This window comes from Aestuariibaculum scopimerae, from assembly GCF_059428085.1.
In genome coordinates, this window is sequence record NZ_CM182089.1 from 750,732 (window position 1) to 776,554 (window position 25,823).

Below are 25,823 nucleotides of genomic sequence, written 5' to 3' on the forward strand. Positions count from 1 at the left end.
GTTTAATATTTAAAAACTATAATATGGAAAACTTATCGGCATCTGATGTATCCGCTAAAAAAATCAAAACTGGAAACTATGGTATTTGGTGGCATAAAGGTAATTTAGGCCCTCTTGAAAAATTACCCTATATCATTCAGTTTGGGAGCATGAAATTCTCAAAAGTCCGGCTGGATGAAAATATGCGCCCCCATTTAAACGATGGTATTGAAATTCATTTTGTGAATAGTGGCAAATACAACTGGGTCGTAGACGATAAAGAAATTGAACTTTTGCCAGACAATCTGTCGGTTACCGCCCCTTGGGAATTCAATGGAAGCCCTATGGGAAAAATGGATATTGGTCAAATAAACTGGATTGTTATTAAGCCCAAAGAATATGCCAGAAACAAGCCCCTTAACTTTGGGTCATGGACTAAACTCTCTCCCGAATTTCAAGAAAGTTTAGGAACGATGATTGCCGACGATAATAACTTGGTAATTGAAAAAGCCAAAATTTTCAAAAAGTATTTTATTGAACTTGAAAAAGAACTATCTAACCAAGAAAAAGGGTTTGAAATCATGGTGGGCAACATCATAGAAAACTTATTTATAGACTTACATAGGCATCTATCCTTCAGACAACAAAAAAACAAAGAAGAGGATAACTTCATAGACAAGCTTACTCAAATTGTGCTGGGCGATTTAAACAAAAAATGGATTATAGACGACCTGGCTTATAAATTTGGTATGGGAAAAACCAAGTTCACCTACGAGGTTAAAAAACTCACTGGCTATCCACCCAACAGTTTCATTATCAATTTAAAAATCCAAAAAGCCATAGATTTAATTGAAAGTAATGATGGCATGAACATGTCCGACATTGCTTTTGCTTGCGGATTCTCCTCTTTACAACACTTTACATCCACATTTTCACAGCGTATTGGCGTAAGTCCTGGCAAGTATAAGAAGTAAACAAAACAGGTTAGCGAATGATTTTATCATAAATCTTTCGTTTATTTTCGTTTATTTTCGTTTATTTGCATTATGGCACTATTACCAAATCAACGACGCGAAAAAATTATTGAGTTTCTTCAAGAAGATGGCTCAGCTAAAGTTATTGACCTAGCTAAACTATTTAAGGTTACCGAAGTAACCATTAGGCAAGATTTAGAAAAACTAGAAAAACAGGGACTCATTATACGAGAGCATGGTGGCGCCTTTCTAAAGAATATCGAGGACCATGTTAAAAATTTCTCATTGTTCCACCAGGAAAATCTAGAGAAAAAAGAAATCATCGCACTTAAATGTCTAGAGTTCATAGAAAGCGGCGATACTATCATATTAGATTCTGGTAGTACCACTACCGAAATAGCAAAAAAACTAAAAGGTTACAAGAACCTAACGGTTATTACTAACGCCCTGAACATTGCATTAATGTTAGGCACAGAACCTGGCATAGAAGTCATAATGACCGGAGGCGAGTTTAAACCACCCACACTGTCATTAACAGGACAAAAGGCTGCAGATTTCTTTAAAGGCCTCAATGTTCAAAAGTTGTTTTTAGCAACTGCCGGTATTTCACTTAAATCGGGGTTAACCTACCCAAGCATTAGCGACTTGGTTGTTAAAAAAGCCATGATAAATGCCGCAGACATTACCTATCTGGTTGCAGATAGTACGAAAATTGGTAAAAATGCCCTGGCCAGTTTAGGGGCCCTATCATTAATTGATTATATCATTACCGATCCTCATATTGAAGATAAAGACAAAGACGTATTTAAAGAACATGAAATTGAAGTGATTTTAGCCACAAACTAACACCACTATTGAACTAACTAGAATTATAAAAAAACAAAAATGTCAAAACCAGCACTTAGTATAGGAATCATTATTGGTAACCGGGACTTCTTTCCTGATAGTTTAGTTGAAAAAGCACGTACCGAGATTTTGGACGTGTTTGCAAAACTCAACCTCAAACCTGTATTATTGGAAACCACCGACACCAAATTGGGTGGTGTTGAAACTTTTAAAGAAGCACAAAAATGTGCTGACCTTTTCAAAAAGCATGCAGATGAACTTGCTGGCATATTGGTACTGTTACCCAATTTTGGAGATGAAAAAGGTGTGGCCGATACCTTAAAACTCGCCAACTTAAATGTGCCTGTTTTAATTCAAGCGTATCCCGATGATTTATCTAAAATGAATGTTGTAAACCGTCGTGATTCTTGGTGTGGTAAAATATCCGTTTGCAACAACCTCTATCAGTATGGTATAAAATACACACTAACGAGTCAGCATGTATCACACCCTTCTGATGAAACTTTTCAAAAAGATTTAACCGATTTTGTAGCAGTATGTCGCGTTGTTAAAGGCTTAAGAAACGTTAGAATTGGTGCCGTTGGTGCCAGGCCAGGGGCTTTTAACACCGTACGTTATTCCGAAAAAATATTGCAACGCAACGGCATTACCGTAACCACAGTAGATCTTTCTGAAATTTTAGGTAAAGCAGACAAACTGACTAAAGATGACGCTGCCGTTAAAAAACACTTAGAAACCATAAATGCTTATGCGCCTAAAGGTAAAACACCTGATGCCGCTATGATACAAATAGCAAAGTTAGATGTAATACTTAATGAGTTTGTTGACGAACATGCTTTGGATGCCACCGCTATACAGTGCTGGACCTCCTTACAGCAAAACTTTGGGTGCAATGTGTGTACCAGTATGAGTATCATGTCTGAGAACATGTTACCATCCGCTTGCGAAGTGGATGTTACTGGTACCCTAAGCATGTATGCTATGCAGCTAGCATCTGGTTCACCCAGTGCTTTGGTAGATTGGAACAATAATTATGCAAACGACCCCAACAAATGTGTGCTGTTCCATTGCGGTAACTGGGCCAAGTCCTTTTTACCAGATATCGAAATAAGCAACGCCCCCATTTTAGGAACCACCGTGGGTGTTGAAAACACATACGGCGCATTAGATGGCCGAACACCTGCTATGCCCCTTACCTATGGGCGCATTAGTACCGATGACCCTAAGGGTATTATCAAAGCTTATGTAGGCGAGGGTGAACTAACAAACGACCCGCTAAACACCTTTGGTAATAGAGCTGTAGCTCAAATTGGCAACCTACAAGGCCTTATGAATTATGTTTGCCGTAATGGTTTTGAGCACCACGTGGTAATGAACGCTTCTAAAACAGGTGCCATATTAGAAGAAGCTCTGGGCAATTATATGGGTTGGGAACTCTATAACCATAAGGGCTAAACCATTAACCCTTACATGAAACGAAGGAACGATGACGAATAAAGAATTAAAATTAAAATCTGTAACACTTAGAAAAAACCTTCTTAAGTACATATACAAGGCCAAAGCCGGACATACAGGTGGCAGCCTATCCTGTGTTGATACTTTAAATGTGCTATACAATCGCGTTTTAAATGTCAATCCCAATGATTTTAAAAACCCTAATCGCGACCGATATATACAAAGTAAAGGTCACTGCGTAGAAGCCCTATTTGTAACCCTGGCAGACCGTGGCTTTTTTCCAGAATCCGATTTGGAAACGCTCTGCCAATACCAATCCCATTACATTGGGCACCCTACAAAAAAGGTGAACGGGGTCGAGCAAAACACCGGTGCTTTGGGGCACGGACTCCCTATTTGTGTGGGCGAGGCCATAGCCGCTAAGCTAGATAACAAAACCCACAGGATATTTACGTTAATTGGTGATGGTGAATTACCCGAAGGTTCCAATTGGGAAGCCTTTCTATCTGCCGCCCATTACAAACTAGATAATCTCTATGCCATTTTAGATTATAACAAACAGCAAATAACAGGCAACAACAGCGATGTGATGAATACCGATTCTGTTCGTGAAAAACTGGAAGCCTTTGGTTGGGCCGTAAAAGAAGTAGATGGCCACAATCTTGAAGCCCTAGAAGAAGCCTTAAACAATGGCCCTTTTGAAGTTGGCAAACCCAACTTTATCATTGCCCATACTATTAAAGGCAAAGGTATTAGTTATATGGAAAGGAATATTAAATGGCACCACGGTGTTCCCAGTCCGGAACAATACGAATTAGCCATATCCGAATTAAATGAAGCAGAAGCATTAATCTAAAACATTATGGAGTTAGATAAAATAGAAGAAAAAGATTTAAAAATGGGTAAGGCCAATCAAGAAGTGTTTTCAGAAACCATGCAAACATTGGCTGCAACCGATAATAATATTATTGCCGTTACCAGCGACTCCAGAGGTTCGGGAAAATTAGTCCCTTTTGGCGAAAAGTACCCCAATCAAATTGTAGAAGTTGGTATAGCCGAGCAAAATTTAGTTGGTGTAGCAGCTGGTCTGGCCTCGGCAGGAAAAAAAGCCTTTGCTGTATCGCCCGCTTGTTTTTTAAGTGCCCGTGCTTTAGAGCAGATTAAAAATGATGTTTGTTATTCCGATAATCCTGTAACACTCGTTGGTATAAGCTCGGGTGTTAGTTACGGTGCCCTGGGTACCACACACCACAGTTTGCACGACTATGCAGCCTTACGTGCCATTAACAATATTACCATTGTGGCGCCTGCCGATAATTTTGAAACCGAACAAGCTGTTATATTGGCGGCACAGCACAACAAACCCATTTACATGCGGTTTGGCAAAAAGGCCATGCCTTTTCTTAGTAAAGAGAACCAAAGCTTCCAATTTGGAAAAGGCCGTGTCGTAAAAAAGGGAGACGACCTCGCCATCATTGCCACTGGTGAAACTGTTTATCCCGCTTGGTTGGCCGCTAAAAAACTGGAAGATAACCACGGTATCAAAGCCACCGTAGTAAGTATGCATACCATTAAGCCTTTGGATACCGATTTATTAGAAACACTTGCCGCTAATGGCCGCCCCATTGTTACCGTAGAAGAACATATGGTACATGGCGGACTTGGCGAAGCTTGCGCCTCCCATCTCTTTCAAAAGGGCATTACCAATCCGTTTAAAATAGTGGGCATACCTGATGAATACACCGTAACGGGCTCGCAAGTAGAAATTTTCAACCACTATGGCATTTCAAAAGAAGGTCTTTACCAAACCTGCAAAACCCTTTTGAAGCTTTAAAAACCAACAACTATGACTAAACTAATATATTATTTGAATCGATTCCGGCTGAAACACGTGATAGTCCTTCTGGTTACGCTAACCCTAAGTGGTTGTAACAACAAAAAGAACGAAGGCCCCAAGAAGATAGCCGTAGTTATTTCCACCCTAAATAATCCGTGGTTTGTGGTCTTAGGAGAATCAGCAGCCGAACGCGCCAGAGAATTGGGTTATGAAACTACCATTTTCGATTCGCAAAACAACACCTCTAAAGAGGCAGAACATTTTGAGAATTTAATCGCAGCTGGTTACAGTGCTATCCTGTTCAACCCCACAGATTCCGAAGGTTCTGTATCTAATGTAAAACGCGCCAAAGAAGCCGGTGTACCCACGTTTTGTATGGACAGGGAAGTTAACTCCCTCGATGGTCCCGCCTCGCAAATCATCTCCGATAATTTTTCGGGCTGTGTAGAATTGGGGGAATACTTTGTTAGAAAACTTAATAAAAAAGGAAAATATGTAGAGCTGCTTGGACTGGTTGGTGATAACAACACATGGAACCGCTCCAAAGGCTTTCACAGTGTTGTAGACCACTTCCCAGACCTCAAAATGGTGGCGCAACAAAGTGCCGATTTCGATAGAAGCAAAGCCATGGAAGTTCTGGAATCCGTACTACAGTCCAACCCCGATATCGATGCCGTTTTCTGCGGAAACGATGCGATGGCCATGGGTGCCTATCAAGCCTTAGTAGCCTCCGGAAAAGCCGATAGCGTTATGGTTTTTGGTTTTGATGGTGCTAAAGATGTCATGGATGCCATTAAGGACAAAAAAATCATGGCAACCGCCATGCAATCCCCCAAACAAATGGCTCGAACAGCCGCCGAGTTGGCCGATGCATACATTAAGGGCAAACGGGACTTCATTGCCAAAACACCTTTGGCCGTAGAAGTAGTAACACAAGAAAACATTAACGAATTTGGTGCCTACGGTGCAGAAAACTAGACTATGAAAAAGCTTTTTAAATATCTCGTTTTAGGAATCATTGTAATTGTTTCGCTATACAATGCCATGTACTTTAAGCCATTGGATGAAGTAAAAGCCAAACTGGAAAGCAAAGCCTTTAATGCCAAGGCCTATGCCAGTGCCTTTATGAATAACAAAGCAGCAACCTTACCCGCCATTAACGCCTCTAGTTTTTTAAACGATATCATTAAAGATGTTACAGCCTACGCCGAAGCCAAGGGCAACAAACTTGGTATTAGCAAAGATTACTATTTCATTATTGAAAGCAATGCTACCGTAACCCACATTGGGGAAGAAAATGTAACCGTTACCTTAACAGACAGTGAACAACAAATCAACATCGCTACCGATTTTATCTTCGGGAATGCCATTCGTGAAGGGGCACAAATGGCCAATATTGGCGATTATCAAAACACGATGGATTACAACAATATTTCCGTAGAGCTCAATAATATTGTTCGCGAAACCATTGTGCCACCGTTTTTAAAACAAGTCAAAGAGAGCGATGCCGTTTATTTTAAAGGCGCTGTAAAAGTCAACACCAAACACCCGAACTTGGATCAACTACGCGTAATTCCTCTTGTACTCACCATAAATCCATAAGCCTTGAAAGACCAAACCAACATACTGCTTAAGGCACGGAACATCACTAAGCGATTTGGAGGCGTAACAGCATTGGACGATGTTAATCTGGATGTTCACACAGGTAAAGTCAATGTGATTGTTGGCGAGAACGGTGCCGGGAAATCCACCCTCATGAAAATCTTATCGGGGGTATATCCCGATTATGAAGGAACGCTGTATTTAAACAATAACGAGGTAACATTTAGCAGCCCCAAAGAGGCTATGGAACATGGGATTGCTATCATCCATCAAGAATTAAACCTCATCCCTTATTTAAGTATTGCCGAGAATATCTTTTTAGGCAGGGAACTCCAAAACACCTTTGGTATTTTGGATTCCAGTGAAATGATAAAACAAACCAAAGCATTACTAGAACAGTTAGACTGTCACTTAAACCCCAGAACCTTAGTTAGTGAGTTACGCGTAGGCGAGCAACAACTTATTGAAATAGCTAAGGCTTTATTAGAAGATGCCAAGGTAGTTATTATGGACGAGCCCACCTCTGCCATATCCGACTCGGAAGTGGAAGTGCTCTTTAAAATCATTGCCTCCCTAAAAAAACAAAACGTTTCCATACTTTATATTTCGCATAAGCTGGATGAGCTCTTTTTAATTGCCGATCGATTTATCGGCCTACGCGACGGCAAAACCGTTGGCACTATTGAAGATGTTTCCAATGCACAAAAAGACGACCTTATCCGGCTCATGGTAGGTAGGGATATTAAAAACCTTTATAAAAAAGATGCCATCACTTTAGGCGAAGAAGTACTTCGCGTAGAAAATATTTCTCTGCCTCGTGCCAACGATAAATCCAGTTTTCTAATAAAGGACATCAACTTTAGTGTTAAAAAAGGTGAAGTGCTTGGTATTTTTGGTTTGATGGGCGCTGGTAGAACTGAACTATTGGAAACCCTGTTCGGCCTGCATGCCAATACCATGACTGGCAAGGTGTATATAGACCATCAAGTTGTTAAAATAAAATCTGTAATAGATGCCATAAACCACGGCATGGGCCTAGTTCCCGAAGATCGTAAAGAAGATGGCTTAGTCCTACAAATGGAAGTCTCCAAAAACATCAGTATGGCTACAGTAAACAGCGTGGTTAAAAATGGTTTTTTAAACAATAGGCTTGAAACACTACTGTCTAAAAAATACATCGAATCGCTTAATATAAAAACACCTTCCGAAAGGCAACTATCTAAAAACCTAAGCGGTGGTAACCAACAAAAGATTGTACTATCCAAATGGTTGGCTACCACCCCTAAAGTGTTGTTTTTGGATGAACCTACACGGGGCATTGACGTGAATGCCAAAAACGAGATTTACCACCTTATTAACCGCCTGGCCAAAGACGGCTTGGGCATTGTTGTTGTTTCATCCGAATTGCCTGAAATCATGGCTATTTCAGACCGGGTGCTAGTGCTAAGCAACGCCAAAATATCTGGAACGTTTAACCAAACTACTGCCAGCGAAGAAGCCATTATGAAAGCCGCTACCTTATAACCAAACTAAGACCAACATCGTATGACAGACATTAAATCTACCCTAGTAAAATTCCAATCCATCATAGCCCTCTTGGTGCTGTGTGTTGTTTTAACCATCCTGTCCGATAAATTCTTTACCGCAGAGAATGGCTGGAACATTGCCCGACAGATATCCATTAATGTTTGTATTTCTGTGGGTATGACGCTGGTTATCCTCACCAAAGGCATCGATTTATCTGTAGGCTCCATGTTGGCATTTAGTGGCGCCATTGCTGCGGGCTTATTAAAACACGGTCTGGAAGTACCTGCCATAAACACATATATTGGCTTTACCGTTTTTGGGGCCATTCTTGCCGGGCTTGTTATTGGGGGTGTTATGGGCATTTTTAACGGTTGGATGATTACTCGCTTTAAAGTCCCTCCCTTTGTGGCAACCCTAGCCATGCTTACCATCGCCAGAGGCGCTACCATGTTATGGACGGGCGGTTTTCCCATTACAGGCTTAGGAGAACATTTTGCCTTTATAGGCACGGGGTGGTTTTTGGGTATCCCCATGCCCGTGTGGATTACGGCTATCATTGTAGCATTGGCTGTCGTTTTAACCAAGAAAACAAAATTCGGCAGGCATATTTATGCCATTGGGGGCAATGAAAGTGCAGCCCGTTTATCTGGCATTAATATCAACAAAGTTAAAATTTGGGTGTATGCCATAGCAGGTATTTTGGCTGCCGTGGGCGGTATTATCCTAACCTCGCGCTTAGACTCTGCGCAGCCCAATGCGGGAATGAGTTACGAACTAGACTCCATTGCAGCCGTAGTTATTGGTGGCACCTCACTATCTGGTGGTCGGGGTTCCATTATGGGCACCGTGCAAGGCGCCCTAATTATCGGGGTTTTAAATAGTGGCTTGGTATTGCTGAATGTTTCGCCTTTTTGGCAGCAAATTATTAAAGGCCTGGTTATTCTCGCCGCTGTTATCATGGACCGCTTAAACCATCCTAACGAAGATTAAATTACACACATTATGGCATCATCATACATTTTATCCATAGACCAAGGCACCAGCGGCACCAAAGCTATCATTTTTGATGCCTTGGGCAAGGTGGTTGTAAAAACCACCGAGCCCCTAAAATCCCATTACCCGCAGGCCAGCTTTGTAGAACAAGACCCAGAGGACATCTACACCTCAGTAATCCGTGCCGTAAAAACATGTATAGAGGCCTTTCAGGCTAAATTTCCTAAGGCCATTAACAACATTATATCTTGTGGTATATCTAACCAAAGGGAAACATTTGTGCTGTGGGACAAACAGGGCAATCCCTTATGCAACGCCATAGTTTGGCAGTGCAAGCGCTCTATTGCTATTTGCGAAAACCTAAAAGCAAGTGGTCTGGAAACTGCCGTAAACAATAGTACCGGTTTAACCATCGACCCTTATTTTTCGGCCACCAAAGTCATGTGGCTTTACCAAAACAATGCCACTGTTAAAGAGGCTATCGATACTGGCAATGCCTATTTTGGAACTGTAGATACCTGGTTGCTTTACAAGCTTACCAACCACAAGAGTTATAAAACCGATCACACCAATGCCTCTAGAACCCTATTTTACAATATTTACAATCTGGAGTGGGACCGCAACCTGTTGCGTATCTTCAATCTTGAACAATTAAACCTTCCTGAGGTTACTTATTCTTCCAATAACTTTGGCGCTACCACCTTTCAGGGCCTCCTTCAAGAAAGCATCCCCATAACGGGCATGATAGGCGATTCGCAAGCCGCTTTTTTTGGAGAAGCCTGCTTTACCAATGGCATGGCCAAAGCCACTTTAGGAACCGGGTCGTCGGTTTTATGGAATGCCGAAACCCTAAACAAACAGCCCAGCAATGGTATGTTAACCACTATTGGGTGGAGTATTAAAAACCAAACCAACTATGCCTTAGAGGGCGTTATTGTAAGCTGCGGCTCTACCCTAGAATGGCTAAAAAATCAAATGGGCATCTTTACATCCCATGACCAAATTGAAACCATGGCCACATCCTTGTCTACCAACGAGGGGGTTTATTTGGTACCCGCCTTTAGTGGCATGGGTGCCCCCTATTGGCAAAAAGATTGGAAAGCCTCCATTCATGGTCTATCCTTTGGCACCACCAAAGCGCATTTGGTACGTGCTGGGTTAGAGGCTATTGCTTTTCAAATAAAAGATGTTATTAACGCCATAGAAACAGAAACCAATACCCCCTTAAAGGCCTTAAAAGTAAATGGCGGCATTACTGCCAATACATTTTTAATGCAGTTTACGGCAAACTTGCTAAAAACACCCATTACCAATATGGGCATTACCGATGTGTCGGCCTGGGGCGCTGCACTCATGGCCGGTTTGGGTATTAACCTTTGGGAAACCATGGCCGATTTTCCAAGCCCCCCTGCAGAACGTATTAAAAACTACACCCCTAACAAAACCGAAAGGTACGCGCACGAATCGTATGCCAACTGGCAAACTATTCTACAAAACAAAACACAATAAACCTGCCTGTTAAATATTTTATAATACAGGACACAGCAGGATAGTTTCCTTCACAAAAAAAACTACTTTGTGTGGGTAAAAGCTATTGTTAATTTAGTGTATTAAACTAGATTAAGGTGTTAATAACAATTCTTTTAAAAATCACATTGGGAATACTTATTTTTTGAGTATTCCCTTTTTTGTTAACTTGTAGCGAACTTTTGTTTAAAAAAATAGAAAACAGAGAATAGAGAGTAGCAAGTTATGAGTTATTACAACTAACCGACTTTACAACAAACAACTAAACATACAGACATCTAAAAACTAACATATAATGAAAAACTCAAGACGAAACTTTTTGGCTTCTGTAAGCATGCTTGCCGCTTATAGTGCTTTCCCTATTAATGCTTTTAATTTTGGCAGTTCTAAAAAACTCCGTATTGTTCTGGTAGGCACCGGCATTCGCGGCACCAGTTTTTGGGGCAAACGATTGGTTGATGAATACTCTGATATTTTAGAATTTGTGGGCCTATGCGACATTAACCCCGGCAGGTTAGAATATGCCAAAGCATACATGGGCGTTAACTGCCCGGTGTTTGTTGATTTTAATAAGATGCTGAATGAAGTAAAGCCAGATCTGGTAATTGTTACCACTGTTGATGCTACCCATCACGAATTCATTATTAAAGGTTTGGAGTTTGGTTGCGATGTGCTAACTGAAAAACCTTTAACTACTGATGAGCACAAAGCACAGGCCATTTTGGATGCCGAACGCAAATCCGGCAAAAACCTTATTGTAGGGTTTAACTACCGATGGAGTCCTTACAGCACCAAAATTAAGGAAATACTGGCCAGTGGTACTATTGGAAAAATTACTTCGGTAGATTTTAACTGGTACCTAAACACCTACCATGGCGCCTCTTATTTTAGAAGATGGCATGGCCTTAAGGACAAGGGCGGCTCCCTTTGGGTGCACAAATCTACGCACCATTTCGATTTGTTGAACTGGTGGATAGACTCAGACCCCCAAGAGGTTTTTGCGTATGGCGATTTAGAACACTATGGCTCTAACGGACCTTTTAGGGGCGATAACTGTAGAAGTTGTGCCCATAAAAACGATTGCGAATACTTTTATGATATTACCGAAAGCAAGCGCATGATGGATTTATACGTTGCCAATGAAAAGCACGATGGCTACATTCGCGACAACTGTTTGTTTAGAGAAGAAATTGATATTTACGATAAAATGTCGGCACAAATAAAATATGCCAATAACGTATCGGTAAATTATACCCTAACCACCTATTCGCCTTTTGAAGGTTGGCGTATTGCCTTTAACGGTACCGAGGGTAGGGTTGAAGCATCCTTGCACATTCCTTACCATGAAAAAGTAGCCGTTAACCAGGCCGAAATGCACGCTAAGGAAATGGAACAAAATGCTTTAGAAAAAGTAGATATAGAGACTATTATTGTACACAAGCTATGGAGCGATTTTGATACTGTAATTGTAAAATCTGAAAGAGGCGGCCATGGAGGTGGCGACAAACGCTTACAGGATAAAATTTTCCGGACTGCTGCCGAAAATGATCCTTATGAAAGAGCAGCGGGTAGTCGCGATGGGGTTATGTCGGCCATCATAGGGATTGCCGCACGTAAGAGTATAGAATCTGGCAAACCCATAAAAATTGAAGATTTAACCGATATTAAACCAATGCCTAATAGAGGTTAGATATTAAAAGTAGAAAAACAAGTCTTTTACCCGTAGGGTATTAAGTATTGTAGAAAAGCATAATTCCCCCACCCCATATACACCGTAGGTGTTTAACATTATGGGTTGTTTATACCTGCCTTGCCGATAGGCAGGCGCTACGCGGAATTTCAACAAGGAGGTATCATGTTTTTACAATACTATAACCGCTACGCAGTAACTTATAAAACTATAAAAAATGCAACAAATAAACACAGCTTTGTGTTCATACGGTATGAGTGGCCAAGTTTTCCATGCGCCGTTCATTTCTGTTAACCCAAAGTTTAATTTTTATGGTGTTTTTGAACGCACCAAAAACCTTGCTGAAGCCCAATACCCAACCGTTAAAACGTTCCGGACTTTGGAGGATATGTTGGCTGATAATGTTATTGATTTGGTAATTGTAAATACACCCAACATTACACATTTCGATTATACTAAAAAAGTAATTCTTGCCGGCAAGCATGCCATTATAGAAAAACCTTTTACTGCCACGGTTGCTCAAGCCCAAGAGCTTATTGCTTTGGCAAAGGAAAAAAACGTGGTTATTTCGGTGTACCACAACCGCCGTTATGACAGCGATTTTAAAACGGTGCAAAAAATATTAAGCGAAGGTTGGCTGGGCGATATTGTTGAGGCCGAGCTGCATTATGACAGATACGACCCCGAATTAAGCTATAAAGTACACAAAGAAACCCCCACGGCAGCCGTGGGGAGTTTATACGATTTGGGTTCGCACCTTATAGACCAGGCCCTGCAATTGTTTGGTATGCCCAATGCCTTGTTTGCCGATTTGGATAGCTATAGGCCAAACTCAAAAGTGGGCGATTATTTCGATTTAAAATTGTTTTACCCCACCCACCGGGTCATTTTAAAATCCAGTTACTATGTACGCGAACCTTTACCGGGCAATGTGCTACATGGTACTAAGGGGTCGTTTATAAAATCGAAAGCCGATGTTCAAGAAGCCGACCTTCAAGCAGGAAAACTGCCTGGCACCAATGAGTGGGGCATTGAACCTATTGAGGAACGTGGTACGCTGCATACTGAAAAAGATGGTAAAGTCATTAACACATACATATCTACCCTGGCAGGTAGTTATATGGACTATTTTGATGGGGTGTACGAAACTATCATGAACGGAAAGCCATTGCCCGTAACTGCACAGGAAGGCATGGCAGTAATACAGGTTATTGAAGCCGCCCTAAGAAGCCATGATGAAAAACGGGTTATAAAAATGAAAGAGGCGCCATAACAACGCCTCTTTCCGATCAAATAAATCAGGACAAGTGTCCTGAAGCCCCAAAAAAAAAAATCTTCTAAATAATGTTAACCGCCATAAACAACGCTTATAATATCGCTTTGTTGTCCAATCTCATTATCACCCTTAAGCCCGATGGCCATGTATTCACGGGTTTCTGGTATGGATGGATTTATAAGTGCTCTTTTATCATCGTATGGACTGTTGGTATCGCGCGATAAAAACTCCCACCCTTCTGTACCTTTTAAGCGTGAGTAAATATTAACACCCGTAAACCCTTTTTTAGTGAATTTTATACGCACATACCCCGGATAAGGTCTGGCTTTTATAATAGGTTTTTTATTATTCAAATTTTCAGATGTACTACCGCTCACAATTCCTAAAGTCTCTCCTATAGACTTGGTGTAATTAGGATTGGTTTTAATTTGGGCAACCGTGGCTCGCAAACTTTTACCATTATCTCGCTTGGCATCTTTTTTTAATTCCATTGCAGAATTCAAATTCACCTTAGCTTCTTCAGCACCATCAATTCCAGTAAGAATAGCATCGCAGTCTGCAACTGCTTCATTTGTTTGATCTACGGTAAGCCCAACATTAGGCCCCTCTGTTACAATTTTTGTTTTAAAGTTTTTAAGCCAACTTACTAATTGACTTTCTTGTGTAGGATAATATCCAGACATAATTTAAATGATTAAGGTGTTAATAATAAATTAATTTATGAGTAAATATGTATGTGCTTGTATAATTAAAAGTAAAATTTCGATGAAAAAATCCAGTAAAATTTATAAATTCCTTGGTGTTACTAACAATTTCACTGGTTTTATTCAGAAGAAAACAAGTGTAATTGGCCATAAAACTGGTATTGCTGATAAGAAAACTAGTTTTATTGAGAACAAAACTGGTTTTGTTGAGAACTAAACTAGTTTTATTAAAAGCTAGACTGGTTTTATTGAGAACTAAACTAGTTTTATTGGGAATTGCAGATGTGTTTTTAACAACAGCCTTAATATTTTTTATAGTAACCTTAATACTTTTAGTAATATAACTTGTGCAATTATTAATAATAGTATGATTCTTACCAACATACTTTATTTTTCTATAAATAGCTTTGTTGTTTAAGTTTTGGAATGTAGGTTTATTGCTCAAATCTTCTGTATATTTTGTAATATTTTGGGGGTCATTGTGTGACAAACTTACAAATTTAGTAGGAATAACAATTTAATTTTATTGTAAAAACTCTTATTTAATAAAATTTTAACATTTGTTGTGTAGTTAAAATCCTGTAATTAAATGATTTAAGGCATTTTCGATAAAATGCATTTTTTTATTCTTGTTTTAATGTGTTTTAATATGCCGTTATAGGTGGGTAATAGGTATAGTCCATTAAATGTGTAATGGGTTTTAGGCGCAGGGATCATTCTATTTTACTGCTTTTTATAAAAAACAGCGTATTCTTTATCTAAACCATTGGGGCTGTTTTCGGGGTAGTCTTTATATAAAAACATTATGGAATCGTTATTTATTTCTGAAATGGGGTAGGATAAAAAGTCGTTTGAGTTGAACCCCCTGTAATAATGCAATACATCATTATCTATAAGCCAACCGTTAACACCACTTGGAAAGCAGGGCAAGAAGTATTTTCCAGACTCTGATTCTACTAGCTTAACCAATGGTTTGGACGGATTTTCAATGGGACAGGTTGTATTAAAAACTACAAGCTTATTAGAATAAAATTGAATGGTGTCTGTTCTGTTAAGATTACCATAATCAGAGCCCGAATCGTATGAAATAGAATCTGTTGCATCTTGCTTTTGGATGTATTGGTATGCAAAATACCATTTTCCCATTAAAATTTTTTCAGACTGATTTGCTTGCGAAAATAAATCTTCGCCACTAAACCTATCTGGCGGCGCAGCTTCATCTTTATTTGATGAACAGGCTACCAAAACAATTAATAATAAGAACCTGCTTAACCTCATAACCAATTAGCATTTAAAGTTTTAACTAAAATAGTTAAAAAAAAGCATTTGTTAATCTTGGCTTCTATTATTTTAATAATTTTTAATGCACTGCACTGGGTACGCCCTGCTTTTCGCCTATAACAACTTCGTTAAACTGTATGTTTTTGGTATTGGTTAGGGTTAAGCCATTTTTTGCCGATTGAAAGCTTAGGGTATCTAAATGAATGTTTTCAACTTTATGTTCGGGGTAGCCTTCTATTACAATGGCTGTGTTTAACACGGTTTTAAAGCTTACGTTGGATATGCTTATGTTTGATATTTTTGAAGGATACAGGCCACTGCCCTCACCGTGGTAATTACTGGTCATATATATACCGTCCTCAACATTGCCAAAAGCCATTCCATCTATATGGATGTTTTTTATGTAGCCGCCCCTATCGGAATTGGTCTTTACATAAATGCCCCGCTTTAAATAGCCACTGGCTTTACAGTTATAGGCATAGATATTTTTTACGCCGGCCGACATTTCGCTGCCTATTACTAGGGCGTGCAGGCCTTTAAAACGGCAATTTCTAATGACTATATTTTCTGAAGGTCTATCGGCATGGCGCCTACCATCATCATCTCGTCCGGCTTTTATGGCTATATTATCATCGGCATTATTAAAATCGATGTCCTCGATTAAAACGTTTTTAGATTGCTCAATGTCCAATCCATCATTATTCTTATTGTGGGCATCATATTTTAGCCCTCTTAGGGTAACACTTTCACTTTTAAGTATGTGGATGCACCAAAAGGGCGAATCTTCAACTTTTACATCTTCTATGAGTATGTTTTTAGAGTTAACGAATTGAATAAGCTGTGGCCGTAAATAATAACCTTCTCCAAATACGCGGTCTTTTACTGGTACCTGTTCGTGGTTCATGGTTCGGCTTCTTTGTTGCCCTTTGCTTTGTTTATCGCGCCAAGTATTCCAGGTGTTTTTGGCTTCGCCATCTATAGTGCCTGTTCCGGTAATGGCTACATCTTCTACATTTAAACCATAAATCATGGGGCTGTAATTGTACAGCGCGGTGCCTTCCCAACTGGTTAATACCATAGGGTAATCTTTAGGGTTAGAGCCGAATATAATTTTAGCTCCGGCCTGTAAATGTAGGTTTACGTGACTTACAAAATGGATGGGACCGTTTAATTTATAAATACCTGCTGGTACTATAATGGTGCCGCCTTGTTTTTTGGCACATGCCTTCATGGCCTTATCAAAAGCGGGCTTACTGTTTTTAATGCCATCGCCCTTGGCTCCGTATTGGGTTACATTTACGGTGTAGTTAGGAATGGTAGGCAAACTTATATTTTGTTCTATAGCTGTAATGGTCTGGGCATGTTTTTCCATATGTTGTGCGCTTGCAAGCTGGAAACAACATAAAAGACCTATTAATAGGGTGTACTTCATTTGTTTGTTTTTATTTAATGTATTTTACGAGTTCTGGTACTTTCTTTTTTAATTCGGCTACGGCCAGTTTGGCAATTTCGGTGGCTCCTAGTTTAGATAAATGGGTATTGTCCTGCTTTCCATTTTTGTAATACGGATGTTCACCGGGCTCAAAATGTAAATGCAATTTTTTAGAGCCTTCTACGCCATAGCTTTCCTCTAAATGTTCTGTAAAATATTGTAAGTCTATAAAAGGCACGTTGTACTCCATGGCTACCAGACGGGTTTCCAAAGGGTATTCGCCGTGGGTGTCTATCAACACGCCATGCTCGTTAAAGTTACGCCTAACGATGGATGAAAACAGCACGGGTATGGCGCCTTTTGCACGGGTTTCTTCTACAAATTTTATTAGGTTATGGCGGTAGGTAACATGCGGATTGGTGTAACGGGTTGGGGCTTTAAATTTTTGGTCGTTATGCCCAAATTGAATGAATACAAAGTCGCCTTCTTTTAAGGTTTGCAGTATAGAATCCCAGCGGTTTTCGCCTATAAAACTTCTACTGCTTCTACCGTTTACAGCCCGATTGTCTATTACTGCACTATTGGTAAAGAATTGCTGCAATACTTGGGCCCAACCATGCTCTGGGTTTTCTTCTGGATTTTTTTTATTGGCCATGGTAGAATCGCCAATGGTATAAATGGTGGTTTGTTGGGCCATGCAGCTGGAGGCTGTTATTAATAAAATGATGTATGTTGTTATTAAAAAGGACTTCATTGTTTATTTGAATTTATGGGTTTATTTAAGTTTATAGGTTTATGTGAAAACTGCGACTGCGACCGCAACTCAACATCACAACTTCTAATACCAAGCTGTTTTTGTGTTTTCGGTGTTTGATTTTAATATGTTGTCTTTTGTATATTGTTTTGCTTCGGAAGCTTTTAACTGATGCGACCAGGGCACGCGACTTGTGGGCTTAAACCCGGGACCGGAATTGTTGTACTCCCCATAGAAGGTTGTGGTCTGGGCTTCTTCTTTAGACCAATTGTGCCAGCCTTCGGCGCGTATATGGGAGCCCATATTACAATTAATGAATACGGTTTTGGCATACAGGCGCCAGGGCCTTCCTAAATAAACGGCATCTACATTGGCATCGGCCGTTAGTTTACAGTCTTTAAACACATAACCAAATGGTTGCCCTTTTGGTGTTGATGCCGCCGTTATATAGGAATTCGATTTACTGTTTATGGTACAGTTTTCAAACAACACAGTGGCTTCTCCAAAAATAAAATCGACCGTGCCTTCTATAAAACAATCTTTAAAATATTGCTTAAAGCCTTCGCCTGCGGTATAAACGGTATCTTGATACCCCAGAAAAGCACAGTTTTCAAAATAACACCGATCGGCATTCACTGATACCGCCACTGCTTGGCCTACTGGCCCAGAGGTATTTTGTATGGTGAGGTTTTTGGCTATAAAATCGTTACCTTCTACTAATAAGGTAGATGTATGGAAGGTACTGTTTCTTCCTAAGTTTAGCTTGCTAAAATAGTCATCATAAGTAATAATGGTGTTTTCTTTGCTCTCACCAATAAAGGTAACATAAGTGTTCCAGGAGTACACATGTACTTTTTCTTTGTACACGCCATTTTTAATGTTTATAATAACCCGTTGGTAAGGAAATGCCTTGGCAGCATACATGGCTTCTTGTATGGTGGTAAAGTCGCCACTGCCATCTTTGGCCACTACCATGTTATAAGCGTCTTTTGGAGCCTGTTGTGCTTTGCGCGGGGTATCGTGTTTGGCTTTCCATTTTGGGTAGGCTTCCAGCACATCCTTTGGGTCGTTAACATACCAGGCGTAACCGTTTCTACGTTCATGGCCTATTTCGGCCAGCGTGGCTTTTTTAATACCATCTCTATCACAAAAGAAAGGTTTGTTGTCTTCTAGGTTCATAAACCGTGCCCAAAGAGGGTCGGCATCTGCTACCTCAACCATTTTCCGGTCTAAAAAGGCTCCAGATGCATCGTAGATACGTTCTTGCTTTAGGTTGGTTATTTTAACTTTTTTAAACCAATCTACGGCACTGTTAATCGCTTTTTTAACGGCTTCTGAAGGGTTTTCTAAAGACATTAGCAACAATACAATACCCGCTGATTCTTTTCCACTCAAGGATGGCAATTCGTATGAACGTGCCTTGGCGGGTTCTAAAGTAAATTCGTCATGCTGTGCACACCAAGCGGTTAATACGCCGTTTTGTTTATACTGGGTTTTTAATATGCAATCAATGCCCTTGTTAAACGCCTCTTCTATGCTTTGGGCAACAGCTTGGGGAGGTTTGATGGCATAAACGCCTGTATTGTCCTTTAAGTCCTTTAACAAATTCATGATGTTTACCATAGAATCGTCGTTATAGGTAATATGGGTGTAATAACCTTTTCTTAAGGGATAAAATTGTGGCCAGCCACCGTTGTTGTACTGTGCCTCCAAGATATAATCTAAACCTTTTAAAAAGGCTGCTTTATAACGTTCATCGGGTACTTGGCGGTACATTTTTGAAAGGAACAGCATTTCTTGAATGGTGGCACCGTTATCGGTTGTAGCGGTTTCGGTACTGCTTTTTAGTTTTAGCAATGCTTTTTTCTCAGCTTTACTAAGGGGTTTTTGCATTTGGGTGTTTTTGGGCCAACCTCCTACATTGCGTTGGTACAGCAACACATTTTCGGCCATGGCTTTGGCTTCTTCTGAGGCAAACCAGGGGCCTTCTTCTTTTTGTATGATTCGTCGCCAAGAAATGTCGTGTACGCGCTGCGCTTGTAATTCTACATTAGCAAGCACCCCGACCAGACATGCTATAATTGTATGTTTAAGGAATGTTATGTACATGTTTATTTTTTTAGTTCCATTTAAATGCGAAATACTTGCATGGTGTTTCTTTAGCGTTACCCACCCCATGCATTAGTTGTGATTTTGCCAAATAGAAATCGCCTGCTGAAGCTTCGTATACTGTTCCGTCTATACCCATGTTGGTATCGCCAGAAATAACTAAAATAATCTCGGTTTCTATATGTTTATGCGGTGCATGGCTTAAGCCTTTACGGTTTAATTGTGTGATATGCATCTCAAAACGTTCATGCATACTGGTAGCCCTATCAAAATAAGGAATACCACCACCCTTTTCACTGGGTATAAATTCTAAATTGGCCGCATTATAAATTACCGAACCGCCATTTGCTTTACCGCGTTGGATGTCCATGGGTTTTTTAGATTTAAAACTCAATACATAATAGGTTAGGTTGGTATCGCCTACATTTTCCATAGCATGTTCTTCCTGTGGCATAAATAGTATAACGCTTCCTGGACCTACTATTTCGCTTTTACCTTCTATGGTTACTTTCATTTGGCCCTCTTTTACTATAATACATTCCTCAATATCCTCATTTGCATTAGGCTTATTGGGCTTGGCACCGGGATACTGCGTGGTGGCGTGCATTTCAAAATATTCTAAATGTGGCGAAGTGCCTTCTAATATGGCCCTGGACTCGCGGTCTTCACTTTTGGTTACTGGAAGTTCGTCCCATTTATAAACGCCGCCTTTTACGGGACTTAACTGGGCACTTGCACTTATGGTGCAAAATAGTATGATACTTAACAATAATGTTTTCATAATATTAATTTTTTAATGATTCGCTTTCAAGTTTTGGTTGTTATTTATGTTTATCTCTACTTATTTCCATTTTAGCACGATATACTTACAAGGACTATCGGTAGCATTACGCATACCATGCATAAGTTGCGATTTTATAAAAAACAAATCGCCAGCACTGCCTTTATAATCTTTTCCATCTATGGTCATTTCGGTATTTCCCGATACTATTAAAAAAATCTCACCTTCTAGATGTGCATGTGGGGCATGACTGGGACCTTTTACATTTAATAGTGTTGCATGCATATTAAAATTTTCGCACATAGCTGTTGGCCTGTTAAAATAGTCTATAGCACCCCCGCGGTCGGTTTTCTTGAATTCTAAATCGGATACATTAAGCAATAAGCTACCACCATTGGCATGGGCTCTTTCCAAATTCATAGGTTTTTTAGATTTGTACCGAATTACATAATAGGTTAGATTGGTATCGCCCACATTTTGCAAGGAATGCATTTGTTTGGGCATTAAGGAGAGCACACCACCTGCTTCTAGAATAGTGCTTTCAGTATCGAACGACACTTTCATTTTTCCTTCTTTAACATAATGCATTCCTCAATATCATCATTAGCATGCGCCGTTGAGGGTGCCGCTCCAGGATATTGCGTGGTAGCATGAATTTCTATGTACTGGAAGTGAGGAGACACACCTTCTAATATTTTCCTGCCTTCTCTGTCTTCACTTTTGCTAACAGGCAGATCCTTCCAATAGTAAGGACCTCCTTTTATGGGTTCTTGCTGTGCACACGCACCAACAATGTATAGTAAAGTAATACTGATTGATAGTAGTGCTTTCATTTGTTTATTATTTAGTTTTTCTTTTAGTTTAACGTTTAAGGGTTCAGATGCCGACCATTAAGACTGGGACTTCAACTGCAATCCCAACTCAATCATCCTAAAATTCCTCAACTACCTGCTTTCCTTCTAACCAGGCAATCATATTCAACACCAGATAGTTCCAGTTTTGAAATCCTTTGTTTAAAAGAGGTTCGCCTGTTTCGGGTTCGTAATATTCATGTAGGGCACCGTTCTTTTCAAAATCTTTTCCAAACAACCAAATGGTTTTGGACGCTAATTCCTTGGCCTCATTATTAAAACCATAGTTTTTTAAACCTTTAAATACCATATAGTTTGAAATGCCCCAAATGGGCCCACGCCAATTAGATGGATTGGCACTGGCACGCATGCTGTACATCTTTTCCATTTTAGATAAGGTACGCACGCCCGATGGTGCGTTAAAGGTTTTAGGATTTGCATAGTGTTCTTTTACAATACGCTCCGCCTGCTGGTGTGTTGCTACACCTGCCCATAGGGCTAAGAAACCAGACCAGACTTCTATACGTTGTATTAAACAATCATAATCACGTGGATAGCCACTATGAATCATAAATTCCTTACCAAGCGTACTATCTAAACGATTGGTGGCAGGGGTTAAATTTAAATCTACACTGTAAAAGAACCCATCACGTTCATCCCAGCAGTGTTCTTGTATAGCGGCCTTTAAGTCTTCAGCATCTCTGGCAAACTCCTCTCCTATCTCAGATTGGTTTAATTGATTTGCCAAATACACCATAGCTAGTAATTCTTTGTACATTAAACAGTTTAGGTAAATGGAACCAGAACTTTTGGCCGGTCTGAAAAAAGTGGCCGGGTCGTTATCTACACCAATAGCCACATCGTTTTGCCAATAATACAAACCTGTTGCCTTGTGCCTGTGGTGAGACTTGTAATTATTTACAAAGGCTTGTAGGTGATAGAACTTTTCACGGAGCCATTCGGCATCTCCTCCATTGGTTTTGGTTATAAACGCTGCATGCTGTGCCAAGACAGGCTTGTGCATGTTTACATTGTAAATGTTCTCGGGCATAATATCCCTAGGCTTGGAGTCGGCCCAAATAACAATGGGCAAATAACCGTCCCAATCACCATAATGTAAAAAGTTAAGCACACAGCCTTGTTCATATTTAATGGCTTCGTTTTTATCTTTAGCAGAACCCACATCGGTTAGTATTTGCCTAAGGGCAATGTTACTTAGCCAAGAATCCCAATCCCACAATACATTATCATATTGGTTGCTTCCGGGTGTGAGAAACGGATAAACCAATGAACCACTGCCGGGGCGGTACATGTTTTTATAATCTTTGTAAACGTAATCTTTTATAATGTTTGCATAACGCGCTATGGTATCGTTTCCTTGTGCACATATTATGGAACTTACTAATAAGGTTGCTATGACTAATATTTTTTTATGCATAATGTTTTTTTAGGGTGCTAATACATTATTTAATGGCGCCCACTTTTTCTGCCAATCGGGGTACCTGTCCAATACGCCTTGGGGTGCGTAGGTGTACCAAGCATACCCACTGCGGCGTTCTACCCCTACTTCTGCCAAGGTATATAAAAATTCGCTGGTACGGTCGCAAAACAAAGGTCGTTGTGTACCCAACTCGTAATAACGTGTCCAGATAGGAGGCGCCTTGGGGTCGTTAACTACACGACGATCTCTAGTTACGGTTTTGTATTTAGACTCGAATGGTTCTATATCAAAAGATTCAATTTTGGTATTGTAAATCTTGGAATCTTCAAACCATTTTACGGCGCTTTGTATGGCTTTTATTATCTTATCGCTGGGATGGTCTATGTCCATTAAAAACATAACAATTTCTGAGCTCTCTCCATTGCAAATACTGGGCGGCTCAAAATCACGTGCCCACGCTGGTGATAGGTCAATGTGATTGTGTTGTTGGCACCATGCTGTTAGCTCACCTTGGTCCTTAATCTGGGCACTTAGTATGCAATGCAAGCCTTTGTTATATGCAGATATGGCTTTAAGCATCAAATCTTCATCATCAATGAAAGCAATGTTTGGATCTTTTTTAACAATCTTTTTCAACAGATTCATAATACCTATATAGGCACCGTCATTAAAGGTAATGTACTGGTTGTAGCCCTGGCCCACGGGATAGTACTGTGGCCAGCCACCGTTAGGGTACTGGGCGTCAAGTATAAACTTAATGCCTTTAACACAGGCCTCTCTGTATTTTTCCTCGCCGGTAGCGGTGTACACTTGTGCCAGGTAATAGATGTGCGTGTAGGTGGTGGCGTTATCAAATGTGGTGTTGGTCATAGGTTTCGTTTCAACAACATGGGCTATTTGTTCTGGGGTGAGTATAGCACGCATGTCGTAATTTTTAGGCCAACCGCCGTTATCCCTTTGAAAACGAATTATGTTATCAGCAATAAGCGTATAATCGGTTTCCTCATAGCGCGGCTGATTGGGAACGGGATCTACCAAACTGTGTGCATTTTTAATATTATACCAATGGCTTACCCCGTCTCTAAAAGGACGGGTACTAATGGTATTAGAATCTTTTTGAGCGTATAACACACCACTAACACTTATAATGAGTGCAAATAGCAGTAGTTGTTTTATACGGGTCTTGATAAGCATTGTTCTTGAATTATTAAGTTAGTCAATCACTTTATATATAAAATTGTCAAATTGCACAGTTCCTTCTCCAAAGGCAAACAATCCGGCACGTAAGCTAAGGAATTCTCCAAATACATTATGGTTAAAACCACTCGCCTCAATACTACGTTCTACACGTGTCCAGTTGGTTCCATTGGCACTAAAATAGAAACTCACTTCATTCTCATCATTTAGAATACGCAAGTAACCATGATTGCCCAAGGTGTTGGGTTCACTGATTTTTCGTCGCTGGCGATTGAATACGGCAAAGCGCTCATCGGTTGCCGAGATATGCATGTTGGCAACTTCATTGTAATACAGGCAAAGCCCAAATTCAACACCTGGTTCTAAAGTGTATTCTACTTGAACTTCATATTTTCTATCACTGCTGTTTACTAAAAGCGGTGAGCTATCTGCAAAGGACGTACCTTTAGCCTTGAATTCTAATTTGCCATCGGTTAGAACAATTCTGTCCGGATCATTATCTTTATAGAATTGCCATTGAAGCCCCAGTGCGTCATTAAAATCATCACTCAACGCAATAGCTTTCTCTGATGGGCTTAATTTGGGAGCGGTAATCTTATCGGCTGCGTTTACTCCATCTGACACTTTAAACCAGCCATCTTCAGTCCATTCAATAGGTAACATAAGCGTTTGTCTTCCCAGTGTTTGGAAATGTTTTTCGTAACCATGGTACATAATCCACCAATCGCCATTGGCATCATCTACCAAAGTACCATGCCCTTGGTTCCACCAGCGTTCAGATCGATTTTCGGTGTGTACAATGGGGTTGTAGGGAGAATTCTCAAAAGGGCCGTAAGGTGATTTAGCTCTTGCCGATACCACCATGTGGGCTGTTGCGGGCCCTGCGGTTCCTCCTTCGGCTGTTGTGAGGTAATAGTACCCATCTTTAACGGTAGATTTTGGAGACTCTAAACAAAAACATTCTGTACTCCATGTTTTAGGGAATTCCCATCCCTTATAGTTTTCAACAGGTTCTTCGGCAGCGGATAAACCATCGGGGGTAAGTTTCACTACATAACCATCGGAAAGATATAAATAACGCTCACCACTTTCATCTACTAGATGCCCGGGATCTATAAAGCCTCTTAAGTTTAAATCTACCGGATCACTCCAAGGACCCTCTGGCGAATCGGCATATACTACCCAATTGGTTCCTCCTGCAGGAAAGTAGATATAATATTTATTATTGACATACACTAAGTCGGGTGCCCAAACGGAACCTACATTTTTGGTAATGGCATGCGATATACGCTTCCAATTAACCAAATCGGTAGAATGCCAAACGATGAGTCCCGGATAGTAATTAAAGGAAGAATGTGTCATATAATAATCTTTACCCACACGAACAATGGACGGATCGGGATAATCACCCCCTAGTATGGGGTTTTCAAATGTGTTTTCTTCTTTGGTGTCCTCTGGTATATTTGCTTCTGTTTTGTTTTTGCAATGGGTTAGGGTTAAAATTGCTATAACCCCTAAAACGATTGCTGTTTTTAATGTTGGTTGTCTCATTTAGTTGTCTTTTCTT

23 protein-coding genes are annotated in these 25,823 nt (G+C 40.2%); 12 read left to right on the plus strand and 11 right to left on the minus strand.

Annotated elements, in window-relative coordinates; translation table 11 throughout:
- Positions 1 to 23: 23 nt before the first annotated feature.
- The 12 genes from AC5SR4_RS03340 to AC5SR4_RS03395 all read left to right on the plus strand — a co-directional run bounded on the left by AC5SR4_RS03340 (position 24) and on the right by AC5SR4_RS03395 (position 13,703).
- Positions 24 to 953 carry a helix-turn-helix domain-containing protein gene (locus tag AC5SR4_RS03340; RefSeq protein WP_495358121.1) on the plus strand — a complete coding sequence of 310 codons (930 nt, stop codon included), beginning with the start codon at positions 24 to 26 and terminating at the stop codon, positions 951 to 953.
- A 72-nt stretch (positions 954 to 1,025) separates the two neighbouring features.
- Complete coding sequence (locus AC5SR4_RS03345) at positions 1,026 to 1,799, plus strand: DeoR/GlpR family DNA-binding transcription regulator (protein ID WP_495358122.1); 774 nt, start codon at positions 1,026 to 1,028, stop codon at positions 1,797 to 1,799.
- A gap of 39 nt (positions 1,800 to 1,838) precedes the next feature.
- A complete protein-coding gene (locus AC5SR4_RS03350; protein ID WP_495358123.1) occupies positions 1,839 to 3,254 on the plus strand; it encodes an L-fucose/L-arabinose isomerase family protein in 1,416 nt (471 codons plus the stop codon).
- A 31-nt stretch (positions 3,255 to 3,285) separates the two neighbouring features.
- A complete protein-coding gene (locus AC5SR4_RS03355; RefSeq protein ID WP_495358124.1) occupies positions 3,286 to 4,110 on the plus strand; it encodes a transketolase in 825 nt (274 codons plus the stop codon).
- A gap of 6 nt (positions 4,111 to 4,116) precedes the next feature.
- A complete protein-coding gene (locus AC5SR4_RS03360) occupies positions 4,117 to 5,088 on the plus strand; it encodes a transketolase family protein (protein WP_495358125.1) in 972 nt (323 codons plus the stop codon).
- 12 nt (positions 5,089 to 5,100) lie between these two features.
- Positions 5,101 to 6,069, plus strand: coding sequence for a D-ribose ABC transporter substrate-binding protein (locus AC5SR4_RS03365; protein WP_495358126.1), 969 nt, complete (start codon positions 5,101 to 5,103; stop codon positions 6,067 to 6,069).
- 3 nt (positions 6,070 to 6,072) lie between these two features.
- A complete protein-coding gene (locus AC5SR4_RS03370; protein ID WP_495358127.1) occupies positions 6,073 to 6,693 on the plus strand; it encodes a DUF2291 family protein in 621 nt (206 codons plus the stop codon).
- A gap of 3 nt (positions 6,694 to 6,696) precedes the next feature.
- On the plus strand, positions 6,697 to 8,217 hold the full coding sequence (locus AC5SR4_RS03375; RefSeq protein ID WP_495358128.1) for a sugar ABC transporter ATP-binding protein: 1,521 nt from the start codon (positions 6,697 to 6,699) through the stop codon (positions 8,215 to 8,217).
- Positions 8,218 to 8,238: 21 nt separating this feature from the next.
- Entirely contained in the window at positions 8,239 to 9,210 is a 972-nt protein-coding gene (locus tag AC5SR4_RS03380) for an ABC transporter permease (RefSeq protein WP_495358129.1), read from the plus strand.
- Between the two features lie 12 nt (positions 9,211 to 9,222).
- Entirely contained in the window at positions 9,223 to 10,722 is a 1,500-nt protein-coding gene (locus AC5SR4_RS03385) for an FGGY family carbohydrate kinase (RefSeq protein WP_495358130.1), read from the plus strand.
- 313 nt (positions 10,723 to 11,035) lie between these two features.
- Complete coding sequence (locus tag AC5SR4_RS03390; RefSeq protein ID WP_495358131.1) at positions 11,036 to 12,430, plus strand: Gfo/Idh/MocA family oxidoreductase; 1,395 nt, start codon at positions 11,036 to 11,038, stop codon at positions 12,428 to 12,430.
- Between the two features lie 217 nt (positions 12,431 to 12,647).
- Positions 12,648 to 13,703 (plus strand): Gfo/Idh/MocA family oxidoreductase, encoded by a 1,056-nt coding sequence (locus AC5SR4_RS03395; RefSeq protein WP_495358132.1) that lies wholly within the window; start codon positions 12,648 to 12,650, stop codon positions 13,701 to 13,703.
- Positions 13,704 to 13,777: 74 nt separating this feature from the next.
- Here the strand turns inward: AC5SR4_RS03395 and AC5SR4_RS03400 are convergent, their stop codons facing one another.
- From AC5SR4_RS03400 to AC5SR4_RS03450, 11 genes are all read right to left on the minus strand, one after another.
- Positions 13,778 to 14,389: a hypothetical protein gene (locus tag AC5SR4_RS03400; protein WP_495358133.1), complete on the minus strand. Its 612-nt coding sequence runs from the start codon at positions 14,387 to 14,389 to the stop codon at positions 13,778 to 13,780.
- Between the two features lie 744 nt (positions 14,390 to 15,133).
- Positions 15,134 to 15,688 (minus strand): hypothetical protein, encoded by a 555-nt coding sequence (locus AC5SR4_RS03405; protein ID WP_495358134.1) that lies wholly within the window; start codon positions 15,686 to 15,688, stop codon positions 15,134 to 15,136.
- Between the two features lie 82 nt (positions 15,689 to 15,770).
- Positions 15,771 to 17,123: a glycoside hydrolase family 28 protein gene (locus tag AC5SR4_RS03410; protein ID WP_495358135.1), complete on the minus strand. Its 1,353-nt coding sequence runs from the start codon at positions 17,121 to 17,123 to the stop codon at positions 15,771 to 15,773.
- Positions 17,124 to 17,133: 10 nt separating this feature from the next.
- Positions 17,134 to 17,877, minus strand: a complete 744-nt coding sequence (locus AC5SR4_RS03415) for a rhamnogalacturonan acetylesterase (RefSeq protein ID WP_495358136.1) — start codon at positions 17,875 to 17,877, stop codon at positions 17,134 to 17,136.
- An 84-nt stretch (positions 17,878 to 17,961) separates the two neighbouring features.
- Positions 17,962 to 19,986 carry a pectate lyase gene (gene pelA, locus AC5SR4_RS03420; RefSeq protein ID WP_495358137.1) on the minus strand — a complete coding sequence of 675 codons (2,025 nt, stop codon included), beginning with the start codon at positions 19,984 to 19,986 and terminating at the stop codon, positions 17,962 to 17,964.
- A 10-nt stretch (positions 19,987 to 19,996) separates the two neighbouring features.
- Positions 19,997 to 20,767: a cupin domain-containing protein gene (locus tag AC5SR4_RS03425; RefSeq protein ID WP_495358138.1), complete on the minus strand. Its 771-nt coding sequence runs from the start codon at positions 20,765 to 20,767 to the stop codon at positions 19,997 to 19,999.
- 60 nt (positions 20,768 to 20,827) lie between these two features.
- Positions 20,828 to 21,331, minus strand: coding sequence for a cupin domain-containing protein (locus AC5SR4_RS03430; RefSeq protein ID WP_495358139.1), 504 nt, complete (start codon positions 21,329 to 21,331; stop codon positions 20,828 to 20,830).
- Positions 21,328 to 21,600 carry a hypothetical protein gene (locus AC5SR4_RS03435; protein ID WP_495358140.1) on the minus strand — a complete coding sequence of 91 codons (273 nt, stop codon included), beginning with the start codon at positions 21,598 to 21,600 and terminating at the stop codon, positions 21,328 to 21,330. Before AC5SR4_RS03435 ends, AC5SR4_RS03430 begins: the two co-directional genes overlap by 4 nt.
- Before the next feature lie 97 nt (positions 21,601 to 21,697).
- The gene (locus AC5SR4_RS03440) at positions 21,698 to 23,056 is read right to left on the minus strand and encodes an MGH1-like glycoside hydrolase domain-containing protein (RefSeq protein ID WP_495358141.1); all 1,359 of its coding nucleotides are present in this window, start codon (positions 23,054 to 23,056) and stop codon (positions 21,698 to 21,700) included.
- Between the two features lie 9 nt (positions 23,057 to 23,065).
- Complete coding sequence (gene pelA, locus AC5SR4_RS03445; RefSeq protein ID WP_495358142.1) at positions 23,066 to 24,253, minus strand: pectate lyase; 1,188 nt, start codon at positions 24,251 to 24,253, stop codon at positions 23,066 to 23,068.
- An 18-nt stretch (positions 24,254 to 24,271) separates the two neighbouring features.
- The gene (locus AC5SR4_RS03450; protein ID WP_495358143.1) at positions 24,272 to 25,807 is read right to left on the minus strand and encodes a family 43 glycosylhydrolase; all 1,536 of its coding nucleotides are present in this window, start codon (positions 25,805 to 25,807) and stop codon (positions 24,272 to 24,274) included.
- Positions 25,808 to 25,823 lie beyond the last annotated feature (16 nt).

Coding starts and splice junctions, on each gene's coding strand:
- AC5SR4_RS03340 (WP_495358121.1), top strand. CDS start 24: ATGGAAAACTTATCGGCATCTGATGTATCCGCTAAAAAAATCAAAACT.
- AC5SR4_RS03345 (WP_495358122.1), top strand. CDS start 1,026: ATGGCACTATTACCAAATCAACGACGCGAAAAAATTATTGAGTTTCTT.
- AC5SR4_RS03350 (WP_495358123.1), top strand. CDS start 1,839: ATGTCAAAACCAGCACTTAGTATAGGAATCATTATTGGTAACCGGGAC.
- AC5SR4_RS03355 (WP_495358124.1), top strand. CDS start 3,286: ATGACGAATAAAGAATTAAAATTAAAATCTGTAACACTTAGAAAAAAC.
- AC5SR4_RS03360 (WP_495358125.1), top strand. CDS start 4,117: ATGGAGTTAGATAAAATAGAAGAAAAAGATTTAAAAATGGGTAAGGCC.
- AC5SR4_RS03365 (WP_495358126.1), top strand. CDS start 5,101: ATGACTAAACTAATATATTATTTGAATCGATTCCGGCTGAAACACGTG.
- AC5SR4_RS03370 (WP_495358127.1), top strand. CDS start 6,073: ATGAAAAAGCTTTTTAAATATCTCGTTTTAGGAATCATTGTAATTGTT.
- AC5SR4_RS03380 (WP_495358129.1), top strand. CDS start 8,239: ATGACAGACATTAAATCTACCCTAGTAAAATTCCAATCCATCATAGCC.
- AC5SR4_RS03385 (WP_495358130.1), top strand. CDS start 9,223: ATGGCATCATCATACATTTTATCCATAGACCAAGGCACCAGCGGCACC.
- AC5SR4_RS03390 (WP_495358131.1), top strand. CDS start 11,036: ATGAAAAACTCAAGACGAAACTTTTTGGCTTCTGTAAGCATGCTTGCC.
- AC5SR4_RS03395 (WP_495358132.1), top strand. CDS start 12,648: ATGCAACAAATAAACACAGCTTTGTGTTCATACGGTATGAGTGGCCAA.
- AC5SR4_RS03400 (WP_495358133.1), bottom strand. CDS start 14,389: ATGTCTGGATATTATCCTACACAAGAAAGTCAATTAGTAAGTTGGCTT.
- AC5SR4_RS03405 (WP_495358134.1), bottom strand. CDS start 15,688: ATGAGGTTAAGCAGGTTCTTATTATTAATTGTTTTGGTAGCCTGTTCA.
- AC5SR4_RS03410 (WP_495358135.1), bottom strand. CDS start 17,123: ATGAAGTACACCCTATTAATAGGTCTTTTATGTTGTTTCCAGCTTGCA.
- AC5SR4_RS03415 (WP_495358136.1), bottom strand. CDS start 17,877: ATGAAGTCCTTTTTAATAACAACATACATCATTTTATTAATAACAGCC.
- pelA (WP_495358137.1), bottom strand. CDS start 19,986: ATGTACATAACATTCCTTAAACATACAATTATAGCATGTCTGGTCGGG.
- AC5SR4_RS03425 (WP_495358138.1), bottom strand. CDS start 20,767: ATGAAAACATTATTGTTAAGTATCATACTATTTTGCACCATAAGTGCA.
- AC5SR4_RS03430 (WP_495358139.1), bottom strand. CDS start 21,331: ATGAAAGTGTCGTTCGATACTGAAAGCACTATTCTAGAAGCAGGTGGT.
- AC5SR4_RS03435 (WP_495358140.1), bottom strand. CDS start 21,600: ATGAAAGCACTACTATCAATCAGTATTACTTTACTATACATTGTTGGT.
- AC5SR4_RS03440 (WP_495358141.1), bottom strand. CDS start 23,056: ATGCATAAAAAAATATTAGTCATAGCAACCTTATTAGTAAGTTCCATA.
- pelA (WP_495358142.1), bottom strand. CDS start 24,253: ATGCTTATCAAGACCCGTATAAAACAACTACTGCTATTTGCACTCATT.
- AC5SR4_RS03450 (WP_495358143.1), bottom strand. CDS start 25,807: ATGAGACAACCAACATTAAAAACAGCAATCGTTTTAGGGGTTATAGCA.